This window comes from Lysinibacillus sp. GbtcB16 (assembly GCF_019091145.1).
Classification (GTDB): Bacteria; Bacillota; Bacilli; order Bacillales_A; family Planococcaceae; genus Lysinibacillus; species Lysinibacillus fusiformis.
In genome coordinates this window covers 615,150-635,529 of the sequence record NZ_JAGXJV010000001.1, presented here as the reverse complement: position 1 = coordinate 635,529, position 20,380 = coordinate 615,150, and the positions used below count along the sequence as shown (strand labels likewise).

General features: G+C 38.8%; 25 protein-coding genes and 1 riboswitch. Of the genes, 9 read left to right on the top strand and 16 right to left on the bottom strand.

Going from position 1 to position 20,380, the window contains the following annotated elements; translation table 11 throughout:
• Positions 1 to 9 precede the first annotated feature (9 nt).
• From sigF to KVT27_RS03085, 9 genes are all read right to left on the bottom strand, one after another.
• Entirely contained in the window at positions 10 to 801 is a 792-nt protein-coding gene (gene sigF, locus KVT27_RS03125) for an RNA polymerase sporulation sigma factor SigF (RefSeq protein WP_025114067.1), read from the bottom strand.
• Positions 802 to 811: 10 nt separating this feature from the next.
• The gene (gene spoIIAB / locus KVT27_RS03120; RefSeq protein ID WP_008174630.1) at positions 812 to 1,252 is read right to left on the bottom strand and encodes an anti-sigma F factor; all 441 of its coding nucleotides are present in this window, start codon (positions 1,250 to 1,252) and stop codon (positions 812 to 814) included.
• Positions 1,245 to 1,598: an anti-sigma F factor antagonist gene (gene spoIIAA, locus KVT27_RS03115; protein WP_025114066.1), complete on the bottom strand. Its 354-nt coding sequence runs from the start codon at positions 1,596 to 1,598 to the stop codon at positions 1,245 to 1,247. The genes spoIIAB and spoIIAA overlap by 8 nt, the downstream gene beginning before the upstream one ends.
• A 274-nt stretch (positions 1,599 to 1,872) precedes the next feature.
• Complete coding sequence (locus KVT27_RS03110) at positions 1,873 to 3,123, bottom strand: thymidine phosphorylase (protein WP_217580661.1); 1,251 nt, start codon at positions 3,121 to 3,123, stop codon at positions 1,873 to 1,875.
• A gap of 13 nt (positions 3,124 to 3,136) precedes the next feature.
• A complete protein-coding gene (gene deoB, locus KVT27_RS03105) occupies positions 3,137 to 4,318 on the bottom strand; it encodes a phosphopentomutase (protein WP_036124267.1) in 1,182 nt (393 codons plus the stop codon).
• 93 nt (positions 4,319 to 4,411) lie between these two features.
• Positions 4,412 to 5,314 (bottom strand): site-specific tyrosine recombinase XerD, encoded by a 903-nt coding sequence (gene xerD, locus KVT27_RS03100; RefSeq protein WP_008174638.1) that lies wholly within the window; start codon positions 5,312 to 5,314, stop codon positions 4,412 to 4,414.
• Between the two features lie 172 nt (positions 5,315 to 5,486).
• Positions 5,487 to 5,951, bottom strand: coding sequence for a ferric iron uptake transcriptional regulator (fur, locus tag KVT27_RS03095; RefSeq protein ID WP_008174639.1), 465 nt, complete (start codon positions 5,949 to 5,951; stop codon positions 5,487 to 5,489).
• 121 nt (positions 5,952 to 6,072) lie between these two features.
• On the bottom strand, positions 6,073 to 6,585 hold the full coding sequence (locus KVT27_RS03090) for a hypothetical protein (RefSeq protein WP_025114062.1): 513 nt from the start codon (positions 6,583 to 6,585) through the stop codon (positions 6,073 to 6,075).
• Positions 6,586 to 6,643: 58 nt separating this feature from the next.
• The gene (locus KVT27_RS03085) at positions 6,644 to 7,195 is read right to left on the bottom strand and encodes an NUDIX domain-containing protein (protein WP_217580659.1); all 552 of its coding nucleotides are present in this window, start codon (positions 7,193 to 7,195) and stop codon (positions 6,644 to 6,646) included.
• 75 nt (positions 7,196 to 7,270) lie between these two features.
• On the opposite strand from KVT27_RS03085, the gene KVT27_RS03080 reads away from it, so the two are divergent.
• Positions 7,271 to 8,170, top strand: coding sequence for an aldo/keto reductase (locus KVT27_RS03080; protein ID WP_217580657.1), 900 nt, complete (start codon positions 7,271 to 7,273; stop codon positions 8,168 to 8,170).
• Positions 8,167 to 8,646 (top strand): VanZ family protein, encoded by a 480-nt coding sequence (locus KVT27_RS03075; protein ID WP_036124258.1) that lies wholly within the window; start codon positions 8,167 to 8,169, stop codon positions 8,644 to 8,646. Before KVT27_RS03080 ends, KVT27_RS03075 begins: the two co-directional genes overlap by 4 nt.
• Before the next feature lie 24 nt (positions 8,647 to 8,670).
• Here the strand turns inward: KVT27_RS03075 and KVT27_RS03070 are convergent, their stop codons facing one another.
• The 3 genes from KVT27_RS03070 to KVT27_RS03060 all read right to left on the bottom strand — a co-directional run bounded on the left by KVT27_RS03070 (position 8,671) and on the right by KVT27_RS03060 (position 10,807).
• Complete coding sequence (locus KVT27_RS03070; RefSeq protein ID WP_217580655.1) at positions 8,671 to 9,174, bottom strand: GNAT family N-acetyltransferase; 504 nt, start codon at positions 9,172 to 9,174, stop codon at positions 8,671 to 8,673.
• 159 nt (positions 9,175 to 9,333) lie between these two features.
• Positions 9,334 to 9,600 carry a YqkE family protein gene (locus tag KVT27_RS03065; RefSeq protein WP_025114058.1) on the bottom strand — a complete coding sequence of 89 codons (267 nt, stop codon included), beginning with the start codon at positions 9,598 to 9,600 and terminating at the stop codon, positions 9,334 to 9,336.
• Between the two features lie 22 nt (positions 9,601 to 9,622).
• A complete protein-coding gene (locus KVT27_RS03060) occupies positions 9,623 to 10,807 on the bottom strand; it encodes an acetyl-CoA C-acetyltransferase (protein WP_144422598.1) in 1,185 nt (394 codons plus the stop codon).
• A gap of 206 nt (positions 10,808 to 11,013) precedes the next feature.
• On the opposite strand from KVT27_RS03060, the gene KVT27_RS03055 reads away from it, so the two are divergent.
• Positions 11,014 to 11,985, top strand: coding sequence for an alpha/beta hydrolase (locus tag KVT27_RS03055; protein WP_217580653.1), 972 nt, complete (start codon positions 11,014 to 11,016; stop codon positions 11,983 to 11,985).
• Between the two features lie 51 nt (positions 11,986 to 12,036).
• On the opposite strand, the gene KVT27_RS03050 is transcribed toward KVT27_RS03055, so the two are convergent.
• Entirely contained in the window at positions 12,037 to 12,507 is a 471-nt protein-coding gene (locus KVT27_RS03050) for an S-ribosylhomocysteine lyase (RefSeq protein ID WP_036124252.1), read from the bottom strand.
• Between the two features lie 238 nt (positions 12,508 to 12,745).
• Positions 12,746 to 12,892: riboswitch (cyclic di-AMP (ydaO/yuaA leader) on the top strand.
• Between the two features lie 222 nt (positions 12,893 to 13,114).
• Here KVT27_RS03050 and KVT27_RS03045 point away from each other — a divergent pair.
• The gene (locus tag KVT27_RS03045) at positions 13,115 to 13,483 is read left to right on the top strand and encodes a M20/M25/M40 family metallo-hydrolase (protein ID WP_217580651.1); all 369 of its coding nucleotides are present in this window, start codon (positions 13,115 to 13,117) and stop codon (positions 13,481 to 13,483) included.
• 99 nt (positions 13,484 to 13,582) lie between these two features.
• On the opposite strand, the gene KVT27_RS03040 is transcribed toward KVT27_RS03045, so the two are convergent.
• Positions 13,583 to 13,801, bottom strand: coding sequence for a YneF family protein (locus KVT27_RS03040; RefSeq protein ID WP_004232154.1), 219 nt, complete (start codon positions 13,799 to 13,801; stop codon positions 13,583 to 13,585).
• A gap of 99 nt (positions 13,802 to 13,900) precedes the next feature.
• Entirely contained in the window at positions 13,901 to 14,326 is a 426-nt protein-coding gene (gene sirA, locus KVT27_RS03035; protein WP_025114054.1) for a sporulation inhibitor of replication protein SirA, read from the bottom strand.
• Positions 14,327 to 14,668: 342 nt separating this feature from the next.
• On the opposite strand from sirA, the gene KVT27_RS03030 reads away from it, so the two are divergent.
• The 5 genes from KVT27_RS03030 (at position 14,669) to KVT27_RS03010 (ending at position 18,118) form a co-directional block, all read left to right on the top strand.
• A complete protein-coding gene (locus tag KVT27_RS03030) occupies positions 14,669 to 15,025 on the top strand; it encodes a lmo0954 family membrane protein (protein WP_036124249.1) in 357 nt (118 codons plus the stop codon).
• A 15-nt stretch (positions 15,026 to 15,040) separates the two neighbouring features.
• On the top strand, positions 15,041 to 15,679 hold the full coding sequence (locus KVT27_RS03025; protein ID WP_217580649.1) for a PspA/IM30 family protein: 639 nt from the start codon (positions 15,041 to 15,043) through the stop codon (positions 15,677 to 15,679).
• Between the two features lie 111 nt (positions 15,680 to 15,790).
• Positions 15,791 to 16,474 carry a cell wall-active antibiotics response protein LiaF gene (liaF, locus tag KVT27_RS03020; protein WP_036124245.1) on the top strand — a complete coding sequence of 228 codons (684 nt, stop codon included), beginning with the start codon at positions 15,791 to 15,793 and terminating at the stop codon, positions 16,472 to 16,474.
• A complete protein-coding gene (locus tag KVT27_RS03015) occupies positions 16,471 to 17,511 on the top strand; it encodes a sensor histidine kinase (protein ID WP_036124243.1) in 1,041 nt (346 codons plus the stop codon). The genes liaF and KVT27_RS03015 overlap by 4 nt, the downstream gene beginning before the upstream one ends.
• Positions 17,486 to 18,118 (top strand): response regulator transcription factor, encoded by a 633-nt coding sequence (locus tag KVT27_RS03010; protein ID WP_008174684.1) that lies wholly within the window; start codon positions 17,486 to 17,488, stop codon positions 18,116 to 18,118. The genes KVT27_RS03015 and KVT27_RS03010 overlap by 26 nt, the downstream gene beginning before the upstream one ends.
• A gap of 183 nt (positions 18,119 to 18,301) precedes the next feature.
• Here the strand turns inward: KVT27_RS03010 and tkt are convergent, their stop codons facing one another.
• The gene (tkt, locus tag KVT27_RS03005) at positions 18,302 to 20,296 is read right to left on the bottom strand and encodes a transketolase (RefSeq protein ID WP_217580647.1); all 1,995 of its coding nucleotides are present in this window, start codon (positions 20,294 to 20,296) and stop codon (positions 18,302 to 18,304) included.
• Positions 20,297 to 20,380 lie beyond the last annotated feature (84 nt).

Genomic DNA, 20,380 nt, shown 5'->3' with positions numbered 1-20,380 from the left:
ACCATTTTCTTAGATGTCTTTTTTTATTGCTTCTTGCTCTACAGTTGCGCTTGTAGCCATCCAACTTTTTAATTGAGCAAGAATTTTTTTCTCCAAACGGGATACTTGCACCTGTGAAATGCCTAACCTATTTGCAATTTCAGTTTGCGTACAATCTGAAAAATAGCGTAAATAAATGATAGACTGTTCTCTCGGTTCAAGCCTTGTAAGCACTTCTTTAAGGGGGATATAATCAAATGGCTGCTCAGATTTTTCATCCTTCATTTGATCCATCAATGTGATGGAATCTCCTTCACTTTCATACAATTGCTCATGTAGAGATGCTGGATCTCTTAATGCATCCGATGCTGTCACAATTTCCTCGGTTGTCACTCCAAGTACTTGAGCCAGCTCCTGTATCGTTGGCGGATGTTCATTCTTTTTAATAAATTCGTCTGTAGCATGTCGGATTTTAAAGTTCAGCTCACGGATAGAGCGACTCACCTTCACCATGCCATCATCCCTTAAAAAGCGTTGAATCTCACCAATAATCATAGGTACTGCATAGGTTGAAAATTTAACATCATACGATAAATCGAACTTATCTACTGATTTCATGAGTCCTATGCAGCCTATCTGGAATAAATCCTCGAGCTCAACACCTCTCGTTGTAAAACGTTGAACAATGGACCACACAAGCCTCGTATTACCTTCTACCATTCGTTTACGAGCCTCATGATCGCCCTGCTGTGCGCGTGCTATTAAATCACGCATTTCCTCCTGAGACAAAAGCTTTTCGGACGACTGTTCTAACGGCTTCACGATGATACCCTCACATGACCGCTGTGCGAACTGTGTAAAATTTCTTCGTAAATGTTACAGTTGTTCCTTCACGCCACTTGGACATAACTGTTAGCTGATCAGAAAAGCTGTCCATAATCGTAAAGCCCATACCTGAGCGCTCCATTACACTTTTTGTTGTAAATAACGGCTCCATTGCTTGACTAACGTCTTCAATGCCTACCCCTTTATCCATCACAGACACCGTTACAATGTCATCTTCACGTTTAGCATGAACAGTAACAACACCTCTGCCATCCTCTTCATAGCCATGAATAATGGCATTGGAAACTGCTTCTGAGACGACTGTTTTAAATTCAGATAGCTCATCAATTGTTGGGTCTAATTGAGCAATAAAGCCAGTGACTGCTACACGGGCTAAGGCTTCATTTTCACTAAGTGCTAAAAAAGTTAATGTCATTTCGTTATCCATTTACAATCCCCCTTACGCGATCAATCGCTTGTTCCTCTGTTGCATCCATCATCCAAGGCCCTAAACCTGAAAATTGAAAAACTTTCCGCATGGTTGGCGATGGATTCAATAAAATAGTTCGCCCAGCAACTGCCTCTAACTCACGCATACGACCAAGCACTAAGCCTACTCCCGAACTATCCATAAAAGATAGCCCTTCTAAGTTCCATATGATGGTCGTCACAGTGCCTTGGAAAATTGCTGCAGAAATTTTCGCTCGAATTTGCTCTACTGCATGATGATCGAGCTCCCCAAATAAACGTATAACGACTGTCTCTCTTGTGACCATTTCTAATTGAAAATGCATGAACATCGCCTCCTCCTCGTGCAATTCCACATTTAATACGCTGATTCCTTGCGGCTGACAGAACTAGTGCAAAGTCTTCTGAAATAGTGTCAAATCGACATACTTATAGCTTTTTAGGTTTAAGTGCAGTATGGGATAAGTGAACGTGTTTTAAACAAGCTGCTGTTATCTCAATATGAAATTTCTACGAAAATGTAAACATTTCATAGGTTTAATGGTGGAACGATAAAAAAAGCGAGAACCCTCGTATGTGAGAGCTCTCGCAATTAAAACATTATGCAATTGTATAAGCTTGCTGTATTTTATGAATCGTATCTTGATCGATTTGGTTATTGGAATATAAATAAGCAATAATATCCCCATTTTTTACACGATCACCCTTTTTAGCAATCAGCTGAATGCCTGCATCGTAATCCAGCGCGGATTCCTTCGTTAAACGTCCAGCACCGAGACTAACACTAGCTTCACCAACTAAAAGGGCATTAATTGTTTCCACAGTACCCTCTGTCACTGCCATTACTGAAACTTTATGGGCTGTTTCATTTTGTACGATATCTGATACGTCCCCACCTTGAGCAACAATAAATTCCTCAAATTTAGCAGCGGCAGAACCATCTGCCAGTACGCGCTTAACAGCGGCAGTCGCTTCCGTTTCATCAACACCTGCGGCAACTTGATACATTAAAGAAGAAATAACTACACATTCATCTAGTAAATCCTCATGTGTTTCTTCCATACGACCACTTAATAATGCATAGGCTTCCAATACTTCAAGCTTGTTGCCAATCATTTTACCTAGTGGATTATCCATATCACTAATATGAGCAACAACTCTGCGCCCAAGTTTTTCCCCAATCGCTGTCATTGTATCAGCTAATCGCTGAGCTTCTTCTTGCGTTTTCATAAACGCACCTGACCCACATTTAACATCTAGCACAATACCATCCGCACCACTAGCGATTTTTTTACTCATAATGGATGCCGCAATTAATGGAATCGAATCGACCGTTCCTGTCACATCTCTTAATGCATACAACTTTTTGTCGGCTGGTACAAGATTGCCTGTTTGCCCAGCCACTGCAATTTTATGTCGATTGACATTGTCAATGAATTCCTGTGAGGAAAGCTCTGTTTTAAAGCCTTGGATTGACTCTAATTTATCGATTGTACCACCTGTAATACCTAGACCTTTACCACTAAACTTAGCTACTGGAATTCCTAGAGATGCAATAATAGGTGTGACCACAAGTGTTACTTTATCTCCAACGCCACCTGTTGAGTGTTTATCAATTTTAAAACCATCAATAGACGTTAAATCAATGACATCACCTGATTCAATCATTGCTTTTGTTAAATAAAACGTTTCATCATCAGACATTCCTAAAAGTCGAATCGCCATCAACAGTGAGCTTGCTTGATAATCAGGAATCGAACCTGTCGTATAGCCATCTACAAAATACTGAATGTCAGCCTGTGAGAGCTCTAATCCTTGTTTTTTCTTTTCAAACAATTGCACCATATTCATTCGAAAATCCCCCTTATTTCAATTCTCGTAAGAAACTCTTGCCGAATGCTGGGGCCTCTACTTGGAAGTTCTCAGCCACTGTAGCTGCAATATCTGCAAAAGTGTCACGAAGCTCTAATTCAGCTCCACCATTAAAACGTGGAGAATAGACAATTAACGGTACATATTCACGTGTATGATCTGTGCCATGGAAGGTCGGGTCATTCCCGTGGTCTGCTGTAATAATTAATAAATCATCCTCTGACATTGCACTCGTAATTTCTGGTAGTCGTGCATCGAATTCTTCTAGGGCTTGTCCGTAGCCTAGTGGATCACGGCGGTGTCCAAAATTAGCATCAAAGTCTACTAAGTTTAAGAAGCTCATTCCATGGAAATCACGGCGGACAACTTCAGCAAATTTGTCCATTCCATCCGTATTATTTTTAGTACGTACAGCATCTGTGACACCTTCACCGTTGAAAATATCAGAGATTTTACCAATTGCAATTACATCTAAGCCTGCATCTTTCAAAACATTCATCGTTGTACGACCGAATGGCTTTAACGCATAGTCATGTCGATTTGAAGTACGAGAGAAGTCCCCTGGAGTACCTATAAATGGACGTGCGATTACGCGACCCACTAAATATTCAGGCTGTAATGTTAATTCACGTGCAATTTCACAGATTTTATATAATTCATCTAAGGGTATGATTTCCTCGTGTGCAGCAATCTGTAAAACTGGATCAGCTGATGTATAGACAATAATTGCTCCTGTTTCCATATGCTCTTTACCGAAGTCTTCTATAACCTGCGTACCACTTGCCGGTTGATTGCAAAGTACTTTACGCCCCGTACGTTTTTCTAGCTCAGCAATCAACTCTGCAGGAAATCCATCCGGATACACTTTAAAAGGCTTATCAATATTCAATCCCATAATTTCCCAATGACCTGTCATCGTATCTTTTCCGACAGAAGCTTCTTGCATTTTTCCATAGTATGCTTTCGGCTCATTTGTCGCTTGCATACCTTGCAGCGGCTCAATATTTGCTAAACCCATTGACTCCATTACTGGCATTGTAAGCCCATTCATTTTTTCAGCGATGTGTCCTAATGTATGTGATCCTACATCGCCAAAATTTGCAGCATCTGGCGCTTCACCAATTCCTACAGAGTCCATCACAACTACATGGATTTTGTTAAACGGTTTATTCATTCTTATTGCCTCCAATCTCATGACTCTATTTTACCAAAAAAATGCGAAAAATAAAGGTCAGACATCCGACCCGAAAAAAATTTTCTGAAATTTTTAAGCGCGGGGATGAAATTGCTTATATACTTCCGATAATCTTGTTTTGCTAATATGTGTGTATATTTGCGTTGTTGAAATATCTGCATGACCTAGCATCTCTTGTACGGCGCGTAAGTCAGCCCCATTTTCGACTAAATGAGTAGCAAAAGAGTGACGCAATGTATGGGGTGTTAACTCATGTTGGATGCCAGCTTTTAAAGCATGCTCCTTCATTAATTTCCAACAACCTTGTCTTGTTAAACGTTTCCCTCTTTGATTAATAAAAAACGCATCAGTTTTTGGATATTTTCCCTGTAATTGACCACGAGCATTGTTTAAATAGGTGCTTATGGCTGATAACGCGCTTTTGCCAAGAGGAATGATTCTTTCTTTTCCACCCTTCCCAAACACCCGAACAAAGCCCATTGTTAAATGAATATCAGCTAAATCTAAAGCAATAAGCTCACTGATTCGCATACCTGAGCCATATAATAATTCAAGCATCGCTAAATCACGGATACCTTGTGGCTTACTTCGATTGGGCGCTGTCAATAAGGCTTCAATTTCTTCTATAGATAAAATATTCGGTAATTTTTGCTCAATTGTCGGCATTTCTAAGTGTACTGTTGGATCTGATTCAGCACGCTTTTCTCGGAGTAAAAATTGGTGGAAACTACGAATAGATGAAATATGGCGAGCAATCGTACGGCTTGTCTTCCCTTGTGCACGTAGTTGCTCTAAATGTCGTAGTATAGTCGTTCTTTCTACACGATTAAAATCAGCCATGCCTTCTGCATTTTGCAAAAAATTCACATAGCTTTCTAAATCTCGGCGATAGGATGCTAATGTATTAACAGATAACTGCCGTTCCACTTGGATAAAATGGATATAATCCTCTACTGCATATTGAAATTCATTCATCACAACGCCCCCTTACTGTCAATTATTTTCTATTTTAGCATGGCTATTAGAAATGTGCTAAAGCCTCCTCCTTTCGACATAAACCAACGGAAATAAGGATTTATTATTTCATAAAAAAACAAAAAACTGCCCGATTTAATCTATAACAGAGATTAAAACAGACAGCTTTTCGTTAATTTTCTTCATTCGATTCGTCGTTTTTATCATGACAGCGCCAGCATATACCGTGGAAAGTTAGTCGGTGATCCTTTATGATAAAGTTCCAACGCTTTTCAACAACGGCTTCCACATCTTCAAGTAAATCTTCTTGAATCTCATCAACAGCTCCACATTCAATACAAACTAGATGATGGTGGAAATGGGCAGCTCCCTCTTGGCGTAGGTCATAGCGCGACACGCCATCGCCAAAGTTGATTTTGTCGACAATTTTGAGCTCAGTTAATAATTCTAACGTTCTATAAACAGTAGCTAGACCGATCTCTGGTGCTTTTTCTTTTACTAAAAGATATACATCCTCAGCACTTAGGTGGTCTTCTTCGTGCTCAAGCAAGACAGCAACTGTTGCTTCTCGCTGCGGCGTCAGCTTGTAACTAGCACTATGCAACTGTTTTTTTATACGATCAATTCGGCTCTCCATGTGACGCCCCCCTAAACTCTTTCCATTATACCAAAGGAGTAAATCCTATTACAAGATAGTGAATAGATTTCTAACATGTTCTACTTTTTTATCTGATCACAATGTCTGTCTATTAAACCCATCATTTTAACACATAAGAAACAACAATAAACTCAGCAACTATTATGATGAAAAATGCGATAAAATTCAACAAAATTGTCCGACCAGATACTTGTTTCCCGATTTTTCGCTTTGACCAAGCAGGTACAAGTAAATTGCATAGGACTAGCAACAATATACAATAGATAAGCTGAAATGGAAACCACCAAATCGTATAAAGCCAAAAAGCTTCAAGTTTTTGTAATAAAAAAACAGAACTAAAGCCAAAAAAAGTGGCACGCATCGCTACAGTTACACGTACTAAAACTTTTAAAACACTGTGAGTTGCTAGTAATAATACAAGACCTATGGAAATGGCGACAGGAAGCACTAAACGAAAAATCGAATGCCTGTCCCCATCGGCTAAACGAGGTTCTATAAATAAAATAAACGGTTCCGCTTTCGGTCCACCAAAAATATGAAAGAAAATAACGCCACAAACAAAGCTAACGGCAATGATGGAAGCGTGATAAAATATAGACACCGTACGAGACATAAACATGCTCCTTTTCTATCAAGGTTTGTACAGCTTATGCTCGTCCGTCTCTATTATGCTAAAGATTATTTTCTAAATGGGCAGCAAGCCAAAGTACAGCAAATGCAGTTTTAGCATCAAATATACGTTGATCTGCGACCATTGATTGTGCTACTTCCAACGAAACTTCTAAAAGTTCGACAAACTCATCCTCATCTAATGCTGCTTTATTGTCGATGATATACAAATCCTTCGCTACATATAGATGAATGACCTCGTCTGCAAATCCCGGCGACGTTGCAAATGTTTGTAAATATGTAAGGCTGTGCGCGCCGTAGCCTGTCTCTTCCTCTAATTCACGGCGAGCTGTCATTGCTGGTTCTTCACCAGGTTCAAGTTTCCCTGCTGGAATTTCAACAATAGAACGTTCAAGTGCCTTACGATATTGTTCCACTAACACTAATTTACCCTCATCTGTCACAGCAATTACCGCAACCGCTCCGGGATGCTTAATAATTTCGCGCTTTGCAACCTGACCATTTGGCAACATGACATCATAAACTTGTAGTTTTACAATTCTTCCGTCATAGATTGGTGTCGTTTTTGTCGTTTTTTCCTCAAACTTTTTCATAGACGATAACCTCGCTTGTCCTTCAGATATGTTCATTGTACCATTACAAGTAAAGAAATCGAAGGAGGTCGTTTCATGAAAAAGAGGAAGCTTGGCACTAGTGAATTATTCATTTCTGAAATTAGTTTAGGAGGCATGTCACTTTCGACAGATAAAGAGCAAGGAGCTCCTATTGTCGATATGGCATTAGATGCGGGCATAAATTATATAGATACTGCCGATTTATATGATTTAGGGGCTAATGAGGAGATTATTGGCGCGGCATTAGGAAAGCGTCGTCAAGAGATTATCCTTGCCACGAAGGTAGGTAATCGTTGGACTGAAGGTGTGCAAGGCTGGCAATGGGATGCTTCGCCATCTTATATAAAACAAGCTCTTCATGCTAGTTTGAAACGGTTAGGAACGGACTACATCGATGTTTATCAGTTACACGGTGGTACAATCGAAGATGACTGGGATGGTATTATCGACACTTTTGAGAGCCTGAAAAGAGAAGGACTTATCCGTGAATATGGCATTTCCTCGATTCGTCCAAATGTGTTACAACGTTTTTTACCTACAAGCTCTGCTAAAAGTGTCATGATGCAATATAGTGCATTAGATCGTCGCCCCGAAGAGTGGTTTGACTTTATTGCGAACGAAGGTGCTTCTGTTGTAACTCGCGGCACAGTGGCAAAGGGCTTATTAACAAATAGCTGGCAGCAACGTCTTCAACGAGTAAACGGTTTTAACACCTATTCTTCAGAAGAGTTAACAACAACGTTAACAAACTTAGCTTCACAGTATAATGACTTACATGCATTGGCACTAGCCTTTAATTTAAAAGAGTCAGCAATCGCTTCTACAGTGATTGGAGCAAGCTCACAGGAGCAACTAGCACAGACCCTCTCTGCCTATGAAAATACGGCTGCTATAACCAATTTTGAAGCAGCAAATACGTTAACGAAAAATGAACAATATGTAGAACATCGATGAAAAAGTGGTTAATCTTCATCATCTGTCTTGTTGTGCTTATCATTTCCTCGAGCATGACTTACGAACAACAAAGTATTTTACCAAAGCTTAAAGATTTATTAGCTAATAAACCTTTTGAAAAACAACTATCCGTTTTAAAAATCCCTTATTGGGACACAGTCGTATCAGTTGAAGAACGTGGTTATTTTCCATTTGTTGAATTTTTAATTCGTAAACTTACACATTTTATCGGTTTTGGATGCATTGCGCTCGGTTTGTACTTTGCATGGGGAAAACGCCGTTTTGCAGCAACTATTGCTATTGCTGGAACGGCTTTAATTGCTATGCTTGATGAATTTCGTCAAAGCTTTACACCAGGTCGCACAATGAGCGGTCAAGATGTGCTTGTTGATACAGCTGGAGCCATTGTTTTTGTTGGTGTCGTTGTGGTCTTCAGGAAATTGTTGAAAAATAAAAGACAAAAGGCACTATACTAGCCTTTTGTCTTACATATATAATCCTTATAGAAATCTCCAATAATAAAGAGACTCCGTTTCTTTATATAAGGTAGCCCCTGCTTTTTCTAAAACTCGATGCGAAGCGAAATTATCTTTTTCTGTATCTGCAATAATATACTGAACATTTGGTTGATGATGTAGCCAGTTTATCATTGTTATAATGGTTTCTGTCATATAACCACGTCCTTGAAAACTAGGAAAGGTATAATAACCAATCACCACTTCCTGCCTCTCATTTGGCATCCCTTTTAGCATAATGCCCCCAATAGCACAATTCTGTTCTTTACATACAATCATCCAATTCGTATGCCAAATATAATTTTCTTCATCTTCCAAATCTTTGGAGCGTCTATAGTTCAATGCCTGTTTTAGCTCATCATCAATAATCCCCTCTAGCTTATGTAAAGAGAATTCAACTGCTAAATCATTCTCATGCTCTATTAGCAATTGTAAATACTTAGCATTTAAAGGAATTAATCTTAATCTTTTAGAATATAATTCAAACATCATTGTTCTCCTATCATAATTTAATCTATTTACTAAACTATAATAAGGTATATGTTATTGGCAGCGTCTCCCACATCATGATTTGTTACTTATAGAATATCGACTTTTTTGGTTATCCAAAAACAGTGAACCCACATGCGCGAATTCACTGTTTCCTTATTAATATTTCGTGCCTTTATCGCCATACTCGTTTAATAATTCTTCAAACGATTTATTTTTTTCTCGTTGCTTACGTTCAAAAGCTAGTTTTGCTTGGCGCTCTTCTTCTGCCGCCTGTTCTTTCACGGTTAAATCTTGCTTTGCCGCTTTTAATTTAGCTAACACATCGCCACCTAGCTGGTCTGCTAATGTGACTGCCTCCTGCTTTGGCAAGCTCGCTGTCATGCTATTGCTTGTCTGTTGTTGTTGTTTTCGTTTCTTTCCCATTTCATTCACCTTCTTATTGACATCAAGGACGCTTCACTACTGTAGCTACCCCTTGACCACCACCGATACATAACGTGGCTAAGCCCATTTTCGCATCACGCTTTTCCATCTCATGTAAGAGTGTGACCAAAATACGAGCACCACTTGCACCGATCGGATGACCAAGAGCAATCGCGCCCCCGTTGACATTTAGTTTATCATGATTAAAGCGTAATTCACGATCAACAGCAATCGATTGTGCTGCAAATGCTTCATTTGCTTCAATTACATCTATTTCATCTAATGTTGCTGCTGCCTTTGCCAGTGCTTTTTGTACTGCTATAACTGGACCAGTTCCCATAATTGCAGGATCTACTCCTGCGCTTGCATTGGCTGAAATAATCGCCATTGGTTGAATACCAAGCTCTTGTGCCTTTTTCTTCGACATCACAACAACTGCCGCTGCCCCATCGTTAATGCCTGAAGCATTCGCCGCTGTTACGGAGCCATCTTTTTTAAATGCGGGACGTAGCTTACCTAGAGATTCCTCTGTTACACCTGCACGTGGAAATTCATCCTTGGCGAATACAATAGGCTCTCCCTTACGCTGTGGAATCTCAACAGCGACGATTTCATTTTCAAATTTGCCTGCTGCAATTGCTGCCTCTGCGCGTTGCTGAGAACGAGCTGCAAAAGCATCCTGTTCTTCTCTTGAAATTTCATACTTATCACATAAATTTTCAGCTGTAATTCCCATATGATAATCATTAAAAGCACACCATAGACCATCATGAATCATAGTATCCACTACCTTTTGATCGCCCATTCGGAAGCCTTCACGCGCATTTTTTAAAACATAAGGTGCCTGGCTCATATTTTCAAAGCCACCAGCCACGACAATATCAGCATCACCTGCTAAAATAGCTTGCGTTGCTAAATGCACAGCCTTTAAACCTGATCCACATACTTTATTAATTGTTAATGCTGATACTTCATGTGGTAAGCCAGCCTGTATCGCTGCCTGACGAGCTGGATTTTGTCCAAGACCAGCCGATAACACATTCCCCATAATGACTTCATCGACTTGTTCCCCAGCTACTCCTGCACGCGCTAAAGCGTCCTTAATAACAATGCTACCTAAAGTTACAGCTGGTACGTCTTTTAATGTCCCCTGAAATGAGCCTATAGCTGTTCGTACAGCACTCACGATTACTACCTCATTTATCATGTCCATTCTCCCCTTTTCCCCGTTCAAAAATCAACACTGCTGCATATGCTACTAGCAGATATGTATATTTTAACAAATATTTTGACGATTTTCGATAATAGAAATAATCGCAGTTTTGCCAAAGTTATTGTAAAATGTTGACGTGTTTTAAACAATCTCAGTTGGGAACATTACAAATAAGAAACAGCATGTGGAGGTGTTTTATGATGAAAAAGAAGATGCTTTTATTCTCTGGTATTACAACAACGCTTGCCGCAGCAGCTACTGGTCTGTTCGGCTTCGCGCTTTCCAATAAATTAATGTATATTCAACAAAAAGATCCTGAATTTGTTCGTGAACGAGAAACGACAGCCAAACGCTTTGATGAGGCTTGGTACAATAAAAACTTGAAATGCGAATTAAATATTGATTCTCCTAATGGTTATACGATTCGAGGAATTATGCTTCAGCCGTTGCAAACCAATAACACGATCATCATATGTCACGGTGTTACCGAAAATAAAATAAATTCCGTTAAATACGCTCGGCTATTTGAAAGGCTTGGCTATAATTCAGTCATCTTTGACCATCGCCGTCATGGCGAATCTGGTGGCAAAACAACTAGTTATGGCCACTATGAAAAAAATGATCTTGATGCAGTAGTCAATACAGTGAAAGCCATGATTGGTGAAGATGCAATACTAGGTATTCATGGAGAATCTATGGGTGCAGCAACAATGTTACTTTATGCAGGTACGGTTGAAGATGATGCTGATTTTTATATTTCTGATTGTGCATTCTCCGATTTTTCCATGTTGCTCAAGCAAATTGCCAAAACTGAATTTAAATATGGCTCTATTATTCCCATTCGTTTTGCCGATTTCTTTGTCCGCCTCCGGGACGGCTACTCCTTCAAAAGTGTGACCCCCGCCGAAGCAGTGACCCATATTGAAAAACCTGTACTTTTTATCCATAGTATCCCTGATTCATTTATTCCAGCGTCCATGTCACTAGATCTTTACAATAAAAAAGTAGGTCCTAAAAAATTAAAGCTATTTGATACTGGGGCACATGCCCAATCCTTTAATGAAAATATGGATGAATACGAAGATTTAATTCATGATTTTTTAGAAAGTTTTATTTACCAAAAAATAAATCGGGATTCTTCCTCCTCCAATGTCATTCCATTCCATTTTTAACGCAAATAAAAACCTTGCTTTTATTATTCCCGCAAGGTTTTTTTTCCATATTTATTCTTCAAAAACGATATGCCATTCCTCTCGTTTCGCTAAAAATTCCTTCGCTAATGCTTGTGCTCCTTCTAAGCTATGACTCGCAGCCCAGCCACATTGTACCTCATTACATGCAGGCACTGCTGTCGCCTTTGTCACGTCAGTAAATGTTTTTTCTAAAATAGTTAATAGGTCCTCATAATCTTCATGATTAATAAGGGATACATAGAAGCCTGTCTGGCAACCCATTGGACTGAAATCAACGATATGGTCAGAATAATTACGAATGATATCCGCAGATAAATGCTCTAAGGAATGCAAAGCTGGCATTTCCATATGCTCTTTATTAGGTTGCTTCAAGCGAATATCATATTTGTACACTTCATCGCCATTTTTCCCTGCTTTAACTCCCGCTAACCGAACATACGGGGCTTTTACTTTTGTATGATCTAGATCAAAGCTTTCTACATTTGTCTTTTCGCGTTCCATATTTAACAGCTCCTTTTCTATGAATACTATTTATTATAGCTAGTTTTTCTAAAATTAGTGGGAATATTTTAAATTGCTAGTTTTTTTATGTTTTCATAGAATATTTCAAACGAATAGAGTTAAAAATTTTTTCATTCTTGTTTCTAAAAGACTGCTACACATCTTACTAACATAAGAAATTGCTTTGTAAAAAAAATTTTTACAGCCTTTTGTTAAAGAATTTCATAGTCAGTTTCAAATTTCTAAATCGCTGAAGCCAGTTGAGACAAGGAAATCAAATATTTACAGATCATTAGAAAATCCAAGGGGTGAATCCTTTTTAGGTAGGGCTACTCAAAGGTCCCAATCCGACAGTTAACCTCGTAAGCGTTATATGAGAAGGAAAATGGAGCCATATTCATTATTTGAATTGGAAAATTTCAGAATCCATTGAGGACGAGCATCTCGTTTGATGGATGGAACGTTATGAATTGGGTCGATGACATAGTCATTAATGAAAACGAATTCTTTCTGCCTAAGTGAGAGCTTCATTCTCAGTAATTAAAGTAGAAATCGGAGGGAAACAAACTATGAACAAGCAAAAAAATAAAGGGATCTTTTATGGCTGGTGGATCGTAGCTATTTAAACGCATTCCAGAAATTATTGATGCGAGGCACATATGACCTTCACACCATTTCAACACCTTCACTTTATAATAATATAGATCTTTGTACATTAGTCGCCCCTTTTGTCAAAGAAATTGTCGGTGAGGAAAACTTACAGATAGACGAAGAACCTTTAGCTGGTACAGAAGATTTCTCTTATATTAGCCAGCGTGTACCAACGATGTTTATGTGGGCTGGATCGAACGGTTTAGGAAATCAAAACTATTCACTTCATAATCCCAATATTATTTTAGATAAGGGTGTTCTACCGTTAGGTGTAGCTGTTGTTGTACATAGTGCAATTAACTGGCTGAATGCTTCTCTTCATTAAAAACAAGGGGATGTCTCAACCATTTTGAGACATCCCCTTTTATGAGTCCATGTAAAAAGCAACCAGTTACCTTAACCAGCTGCTCCTTAAAAATTCCAATTATTTTTGGAATTTATTCATTTGTGCCATCATTTGACGTACTTGCTTTTCAGACGGCGTACGACCCATTTGTGCCATCATCATACGAATCATTTGCTCATTAATAGGTGGGTTTTCTTTTAAATATTTCATCATAGCTTGACGAGCGAAATAGAAACCAAGTGCCGCTCCCGCTGCTAATGCGATAATTACGATAATAATCCAGCCCCATGTAGGCATACAACCAACCTCCTCCACTACAATATACCGAGAAAAAACTCTCCACGCTCCATTATACACCAAATGATAGCATGTTACTATATATTGTAGTGAATTTTCCTAGTGCATTGTATACTTCATAGGTTTCAACCACCCACATTCATTATCTTGTTTATTGAAAGCAATGAATCGTTCACTCATTTTGGCAAGCATTTGAAATAAATCTAAATCTAGCATTCGTGAACCCTCACAATAAACACAAATCTTACGATCCACTAAATAAATAGCCATTTTGCCTTTTATCGGATGTTCTAAAAACAAAGCATTACGAGCTCTTTCTAAATGTGCATATTTGGAATCAAGTTGATGCTCCAACATTGCTGCTATTTCATCAAAACGAACGGATTCACATATATACGCAAGCTCTTTTAAGGATTTCTCATTGGCGTCTTCACAGCCTTGCATCATCTCTAACAACTTTCGCTCTCTGCCAAAAATAAACGTTAAATGCTCTTCTTTTATCTTATATATGGAATAGGTTCTCACCAGAAATCCTCCTTCGCTCAGTTTATTTTCCATAAGTATAGCTCATCCCATCTTGTTAATTTGTCAAACGGAGGAAGGTTTCATCTTCTATTTTTGTCGAAAAGCTTCTAGTTTAGGATCTAAAAATTACTTTATGGCAGATGATAATTAGCTCTTAAAATGAACTGCTATTTTTCAATGAAAACAAGCAAGATACACTCATTGTGTACATCAAAAACCCACTTTTATTGCAGCCTAGATAGTTCTCAGCCTCAAGACCTAGTAGAAAATCAATTTCGAGTCCGTTTTAGACAATCTTGTAAATCGGTAACATAAAGGTACAAACGAAAGGAGCTAAAACAAATGAGAAAATTTCTTTTATTAACTGGAGGCGTTATCGCAGCATGTGTTGCACTAGCCTTAATCGGACCATTGGCAGGCTTACTATTCTCCGGATTATTTGTAGCACTAGGGATGCATTTTTACATGGCGAGCAAGTCTAATTTCGGTAAAATCTTTTGGTTCGCGGTTGGTCTAATCGGTATCCTATCAGCAGTATCGAACATTCCTGCAATGATTGGTCTTGCAGCAATCGCAATTGTCTATGTCATTTATAAAAAATGGAATGGCGAAGATGTAAAAATCCCAACAATTGAAAGTAAAAAAGAAGAAGACCCATTTACAAACTTCGAAAAAGAATGGTCAAATTTAACAAAATAAAAGGAGAGAATGAATATGAATTTATTTCAACGTTTTAGATATACAGTAGAGGCAGACTTACATCAGTTATTTGATAAGAAGGAACAAAAAAATCCAATTGCTATGTTAAACCAGTACATCCGTGAAGCTGAAAAACAAACAGAAGAAACAGGTAAATTATTAGAACGTCAAGGACAATTAAAAGAAAAGCTTGAGCAAGAATATCAACAAAATGCAGATTTACTTGCTAAACGTGAATCTCAACTGACATTAGCACAAACTAGTGGCGAGCAAGATTTAATTGATTTTGCAACAGATGAAGTGACAGCTTACACTGCCCGTAATCATACATTACAGGCAAGTATCGAAGCAAGTACACGTGAATATTTCGAGCTAGAGCGTAAATTTGAAACAATGAAACATAAAATTAAAGACATGAAAGTTCGTCAATTACAGTTAATGGGCAAAGAAAATGTCACTCGTGCCCATCATCAAATGGATGGTATGATAGCCAAAAACAATAAAACAAATTTTGAAGATTTGGAAGCTTATATTGATAAATTGGCTTATCAAATTGACAAAGATCATGAAGTTACAACATTTGAAGCAAGATTGGCACAATTAGAAAAAAAAGCTTCAGAGCAAAGCTCTCCACTGCTAATTGAAAATAAATAACATGTTATAATGGAAGCAATGCGCCAACTCTAACCGGCGCATTCTTTCACGTTTAAAACAGAGGGTCCCATTCCCTCTTTTATACTATTAGTAGAAAGAAGGGTGACCCTCTTGCAAAATTTCACTACAAATAAGCTCACATTTTGGGTACTATGCTTCTTTTTACTCGTTTTTATGGAGCTTACTATTTTTAATAATGGTGGCGCCTTTTGTTTATTGATTGGGGCCGTACTGCTTTATTTAAGCTTTGCTAAAAAAGTCCGCTTTTTTAAATGGACCGGCATATTCTTCATTGCGATTGCATTATTCACAATGTGGAGCCTCCGTCTATTCATTGTCATTATGCTCTTATATATGCTTTATCAATACTTACAACGAGAAAATGAACCAAAAATAGTTGGTGCTGAGCTTTTTGAAAAACTATCTACCTCGAAAAATGACTTAATTGGCACCATACCAGCACCAACAGAAGCATACAAATGGCAAGATGTGCAAATTCAACGTTTAGCAGGAGATATCACAGTTGATACAACTCAAACGATTTTGCCTGCTGGCACAAGTCTAATTACGATTCGTCAAGGGATTGGTAAAGTTCAAATCTATATCCCGTATGAAATACCTTTTCGTATACACTATACGACCCTATTTGGTGAGCTTACTTGCTTACATGTGGGTCCACAACGTATTTTAAATGAAAGTGTTAGCTTTTCTGATGGAAATCCTGAGGATGCAAAACGCATTTTAATTATTCATGTTGCAACATGGCTTGGAGATTTGGAGGTGCTGCGTAAATGATTGCCTTTATCTCAAGATTATTTACCTTATTATTCATTTTAATGAGTGCTACATTCGGATTGCTTGTTGCAGTATGGGGAAATCCTGATGAGAAAACTTGGGAACCTTTATGGCGACAAAATTATGATAATTTTCCTCTCGGCGGAATTATTGTAGTCAGCCTATTTGCTCTTAGCTTCCTTTTTACCAGTTGGATTAGTATGACTGCTCGTGCCCGAGAAGCTCAAGCAACGAAAATTATAAAGCAGTTAATCGAACCTGATTTTGTGCTTTCTAAAAAGCAAGCCCTTCCGAAACCATTAAAAAAAGCACTTGTGCAAACAAGTGAATTAATAGATACACAGCGTAAAAGTCTACAGCGCTTATCCAATGAACGTGCAGAAGCTCATGACAAAATTATACAGGAACGTATCATTGCTGAACGTCAGCGTCTGGCTAGAGAATTACATGATTCTGTGTCGCAGCAATTATTTGCAGCCTCCATGTTGCTTTCTGCTTTAACGGAAAATGACGAAAATGCGACTAGCTTAAAGCAAGTGGAAAAAATAGTTCAGCAAGCACAGCTCGAAATGCGTGCATTATTATTACACTTGCGACCTGTTGCACTTCGCAATAAAACACTTGCCCAAGGCTTAGAGGAATTAATTATCGAGCTTCAGCAAAAGGTTTACTTCCATATTGAATATGAGCTAGAAGAAATGGCATTAACGAAAGCAGAAGAAGATCACCTATTCCGCATTGCCCAGGAAGCCCTCTCTAATACACTTCGACATGCCAAAGCAAGTGAGGTTGAATTGTTGCTTGTTGCACGAGATGACTTAGCCATTTTACGCATTCAAGATAATGGTTTAGGCTTTGATGTAGAGGCAGATAAATCCACTTCTTACGGCTTGCAAAATATTGCTGAACGAGCTGTTGAAATTGGCTGCACATATAAAATTGTGTCAGTCCCTGAAGAAGGAACGATTGTCGAAGTTAAAATTCCACTACATAAAGAGGAGGTCAATGACAATGATACAAGTGCTCATAGTGGATGATCATGAAATGGTGCGTATCGGCGTTTCGGCGTACTTATCCGCACAGCCAGATATTACAGTTGTGGGAGAGGCTGAAAACGGGCAAGAAGCAGTTGAGCGTGCCCTTGCCCTAAAGCCTGATATTATTTTAATGGATAATGTTATGCCCATTATGACTGGTGCTGAGGCAACAGCAGAAATTTTAGCCGCATGGCCCGAGGCAAAAATCATGATGGTGACTAGCTTTTTAGATGATGACAAAGTCTACCCTGCTTTAGAGGCAGGGGCAGTGAGTTATATATTAAAAACATCTAATGCTAAACAAATTGCAGAAGCCATTCGTAAAACAATGGGTGGCGAAACGGTATTAGAGCCAGAAGTTACATCTAAAATGATGCACCGTATGCGCCACGGCAATAATACACCCCTTTACGACCACCTTACTGACCGTGAAATGGAAGTTTTATTGCTGATGGCACAGGGTAAAGCCAATCAGGAAATTGCTGACGAGCTATATATTGCTTTAAAAACTGTGAAAACACATGTAAGCAATATTCTAGCAAAGCTTGAGGTTCAAGATCGCACACAAGCCGTTGTCTATGCCTTTCAGAACGGGCTTGCTAAATAATTTCTACATAAAAAACTGCATAACCATATGCAGTTTTTTTAATTAAACATATTTTAGAAGACTCTTGCTACGGGATGTATTTGTTCATTCCTTTAGTGATACGGCATCCAATAGCAAAAAAAATACCGCAACACCCTGCGAATTCATACGTACGCTGAGTGTTGCGGTATTTTATTAAAAATCTTATAGTGCTTTTACTTTTGCAACTACATTCTCTACAGTGAATCCGTATTTTTCCATTACAATTTCACCTGGAGCTGATGCGCCAAATTTATCGATTGCAAGCACATCACCTTCAAAGCCAGTATATTTATGCCAGCCGAATGATGCACCCATTTCAATCGCAAGACGTTTAGTGACAGCTTTTGGTAAAACAGATTCTTTGTAAGCAGCATCTTGTTTTTCAAAGCGGTCCATAGATGGCATTGAAACGACAGCTACATCCATGCCTTCAGCTTTTAATGCTTTTTGTGCCTCAACAGCAAGTGAAACCTCTGAGCCTGTTGCAATTAAAATCGCATCCGCTATTTCTTTAGTAGCAGGAGATACTGTGTAAGCACCCTTCGTTACACCTTCACGTACTGTTTCAATAGAAGCGTTAAGAACAGGTAAGTTTTGACGAGACAATACTAATACTGTTGGCGTATTTTCTGATGCAACGGCAAGTTCCCACGCAACAGCTGATTCATTTGCATCCGCAGGGCGAACAACAGATAAATTAGGCATTGCACGTAATGATGCAAGGTGTTCAATTGGTTCATGGGTTGGACCATCTTCTCCTACCGCAATCGAGTCATGTGTAAATACATACGTTACAGGAAGACCCATTAATGCTGAAAGACGAACTGCCGGACGAACATAATCTGAGAACACGAAGAATGTTCCACCAAATACATTTAAACCACCGTGAAGAGCCATACCGTTTAAAGCAGCGCCCATTGCAAATTCACGAACACCAAACCAGATGTTGCGACCAGCATAATCGTCTGCAGAGAAATCGCCTGCTCCCTTCATCGTTGTTTTATTTGAGCCAGCAAGGTCAGCAGAGCCACCAAAGAATGATGGTGTTTTCTTAGCGATAGCGTTAATCGCATCACCAGAAGAAGAACGTGTTGCAACAGATTTACCAGCTTCATACACTGGTAATTCAGAAGCGAAGTCTGCTGGTAATTCACCATTCATAGCATGTTCAAATTGAGCAGCTAACTCTGGGAATTCTTGTTTATAAGCAGTAAATTTCGTATTCCAAGCTTCTTCAGACTGAACTCCTTGCACTTCAGCTGCAGCATTAAACGTATCATATACTTCAGCAGGAATTTGGAAAGGCTCGTGTGCCCACTCATAAGCAGCTTTTGTTAATACCACTTCATCTGTACCAAGTGGTGCACCATGTGAATCAGCTTTACCTGATTTATTTGGAGAACCAAAACCAATCACTGTTTTCACTTCAATCAATGTTGGTTTGCCAGTTGATTTTTTAGCTTCTTCAATAGTTGCGTTAATCGCATCAACATCTGTGCCATCTGCAACTTTTAAATAATTCCAACCATAAGATTCAAAACGTTTTTGTACATTTTCTGAGAATGACTTTTCTAAGTCACCATCTAAAGAAATATCATTAGAATCGTAAAGCACGATTAATTTTTCAAGTTTTAAGTGACCAGCTAATGAAATAGCCTCTGCTGCAACGCCTTCCATTAAGTCACCATCACCACATAATGCAAATGTATAGTGGTCAACGATGTCATGACCTGGTTTATTGTAAGTAGCTGCTAAATGACGCTCAGCCATTGCCATACCTACAGTCATGGCAATACCTTGTCCTAGAGGACCAGTTGTCGCTTCCACACCTACTGTATGACCATATTCAGGATGTCCTGGTGTTAATGAATCCCATTGGCGGAAGTTTTGAATTTCTTCCATTGGTAAACCATAGCCGCCTAGGTGAAGTAGGCTGTAAAGAAGCATGGAACCATGACCAGCTGATAATACAAAACGATCGCGATTATACCATTTTGGGTTCGCTGGATTATGGCGTAATTGTTTTGTCCAAAGCGTATAAGCCATTGGCGCTGCCCCCATTGGTAAACCTGGGTGACCAGAATTTGCTTTTTCAATAGCATCGATTGACAAAGTTCGGATAGCATTAATTGCTAATAAATCCGCATGTTGAGTCATTATATTGTGACATCCTTTCTCGTCCTATAATTGTTCTTCTACAGTTTAGTCAACATTGCTTTAGAAAACAATGCTTTTGTAATA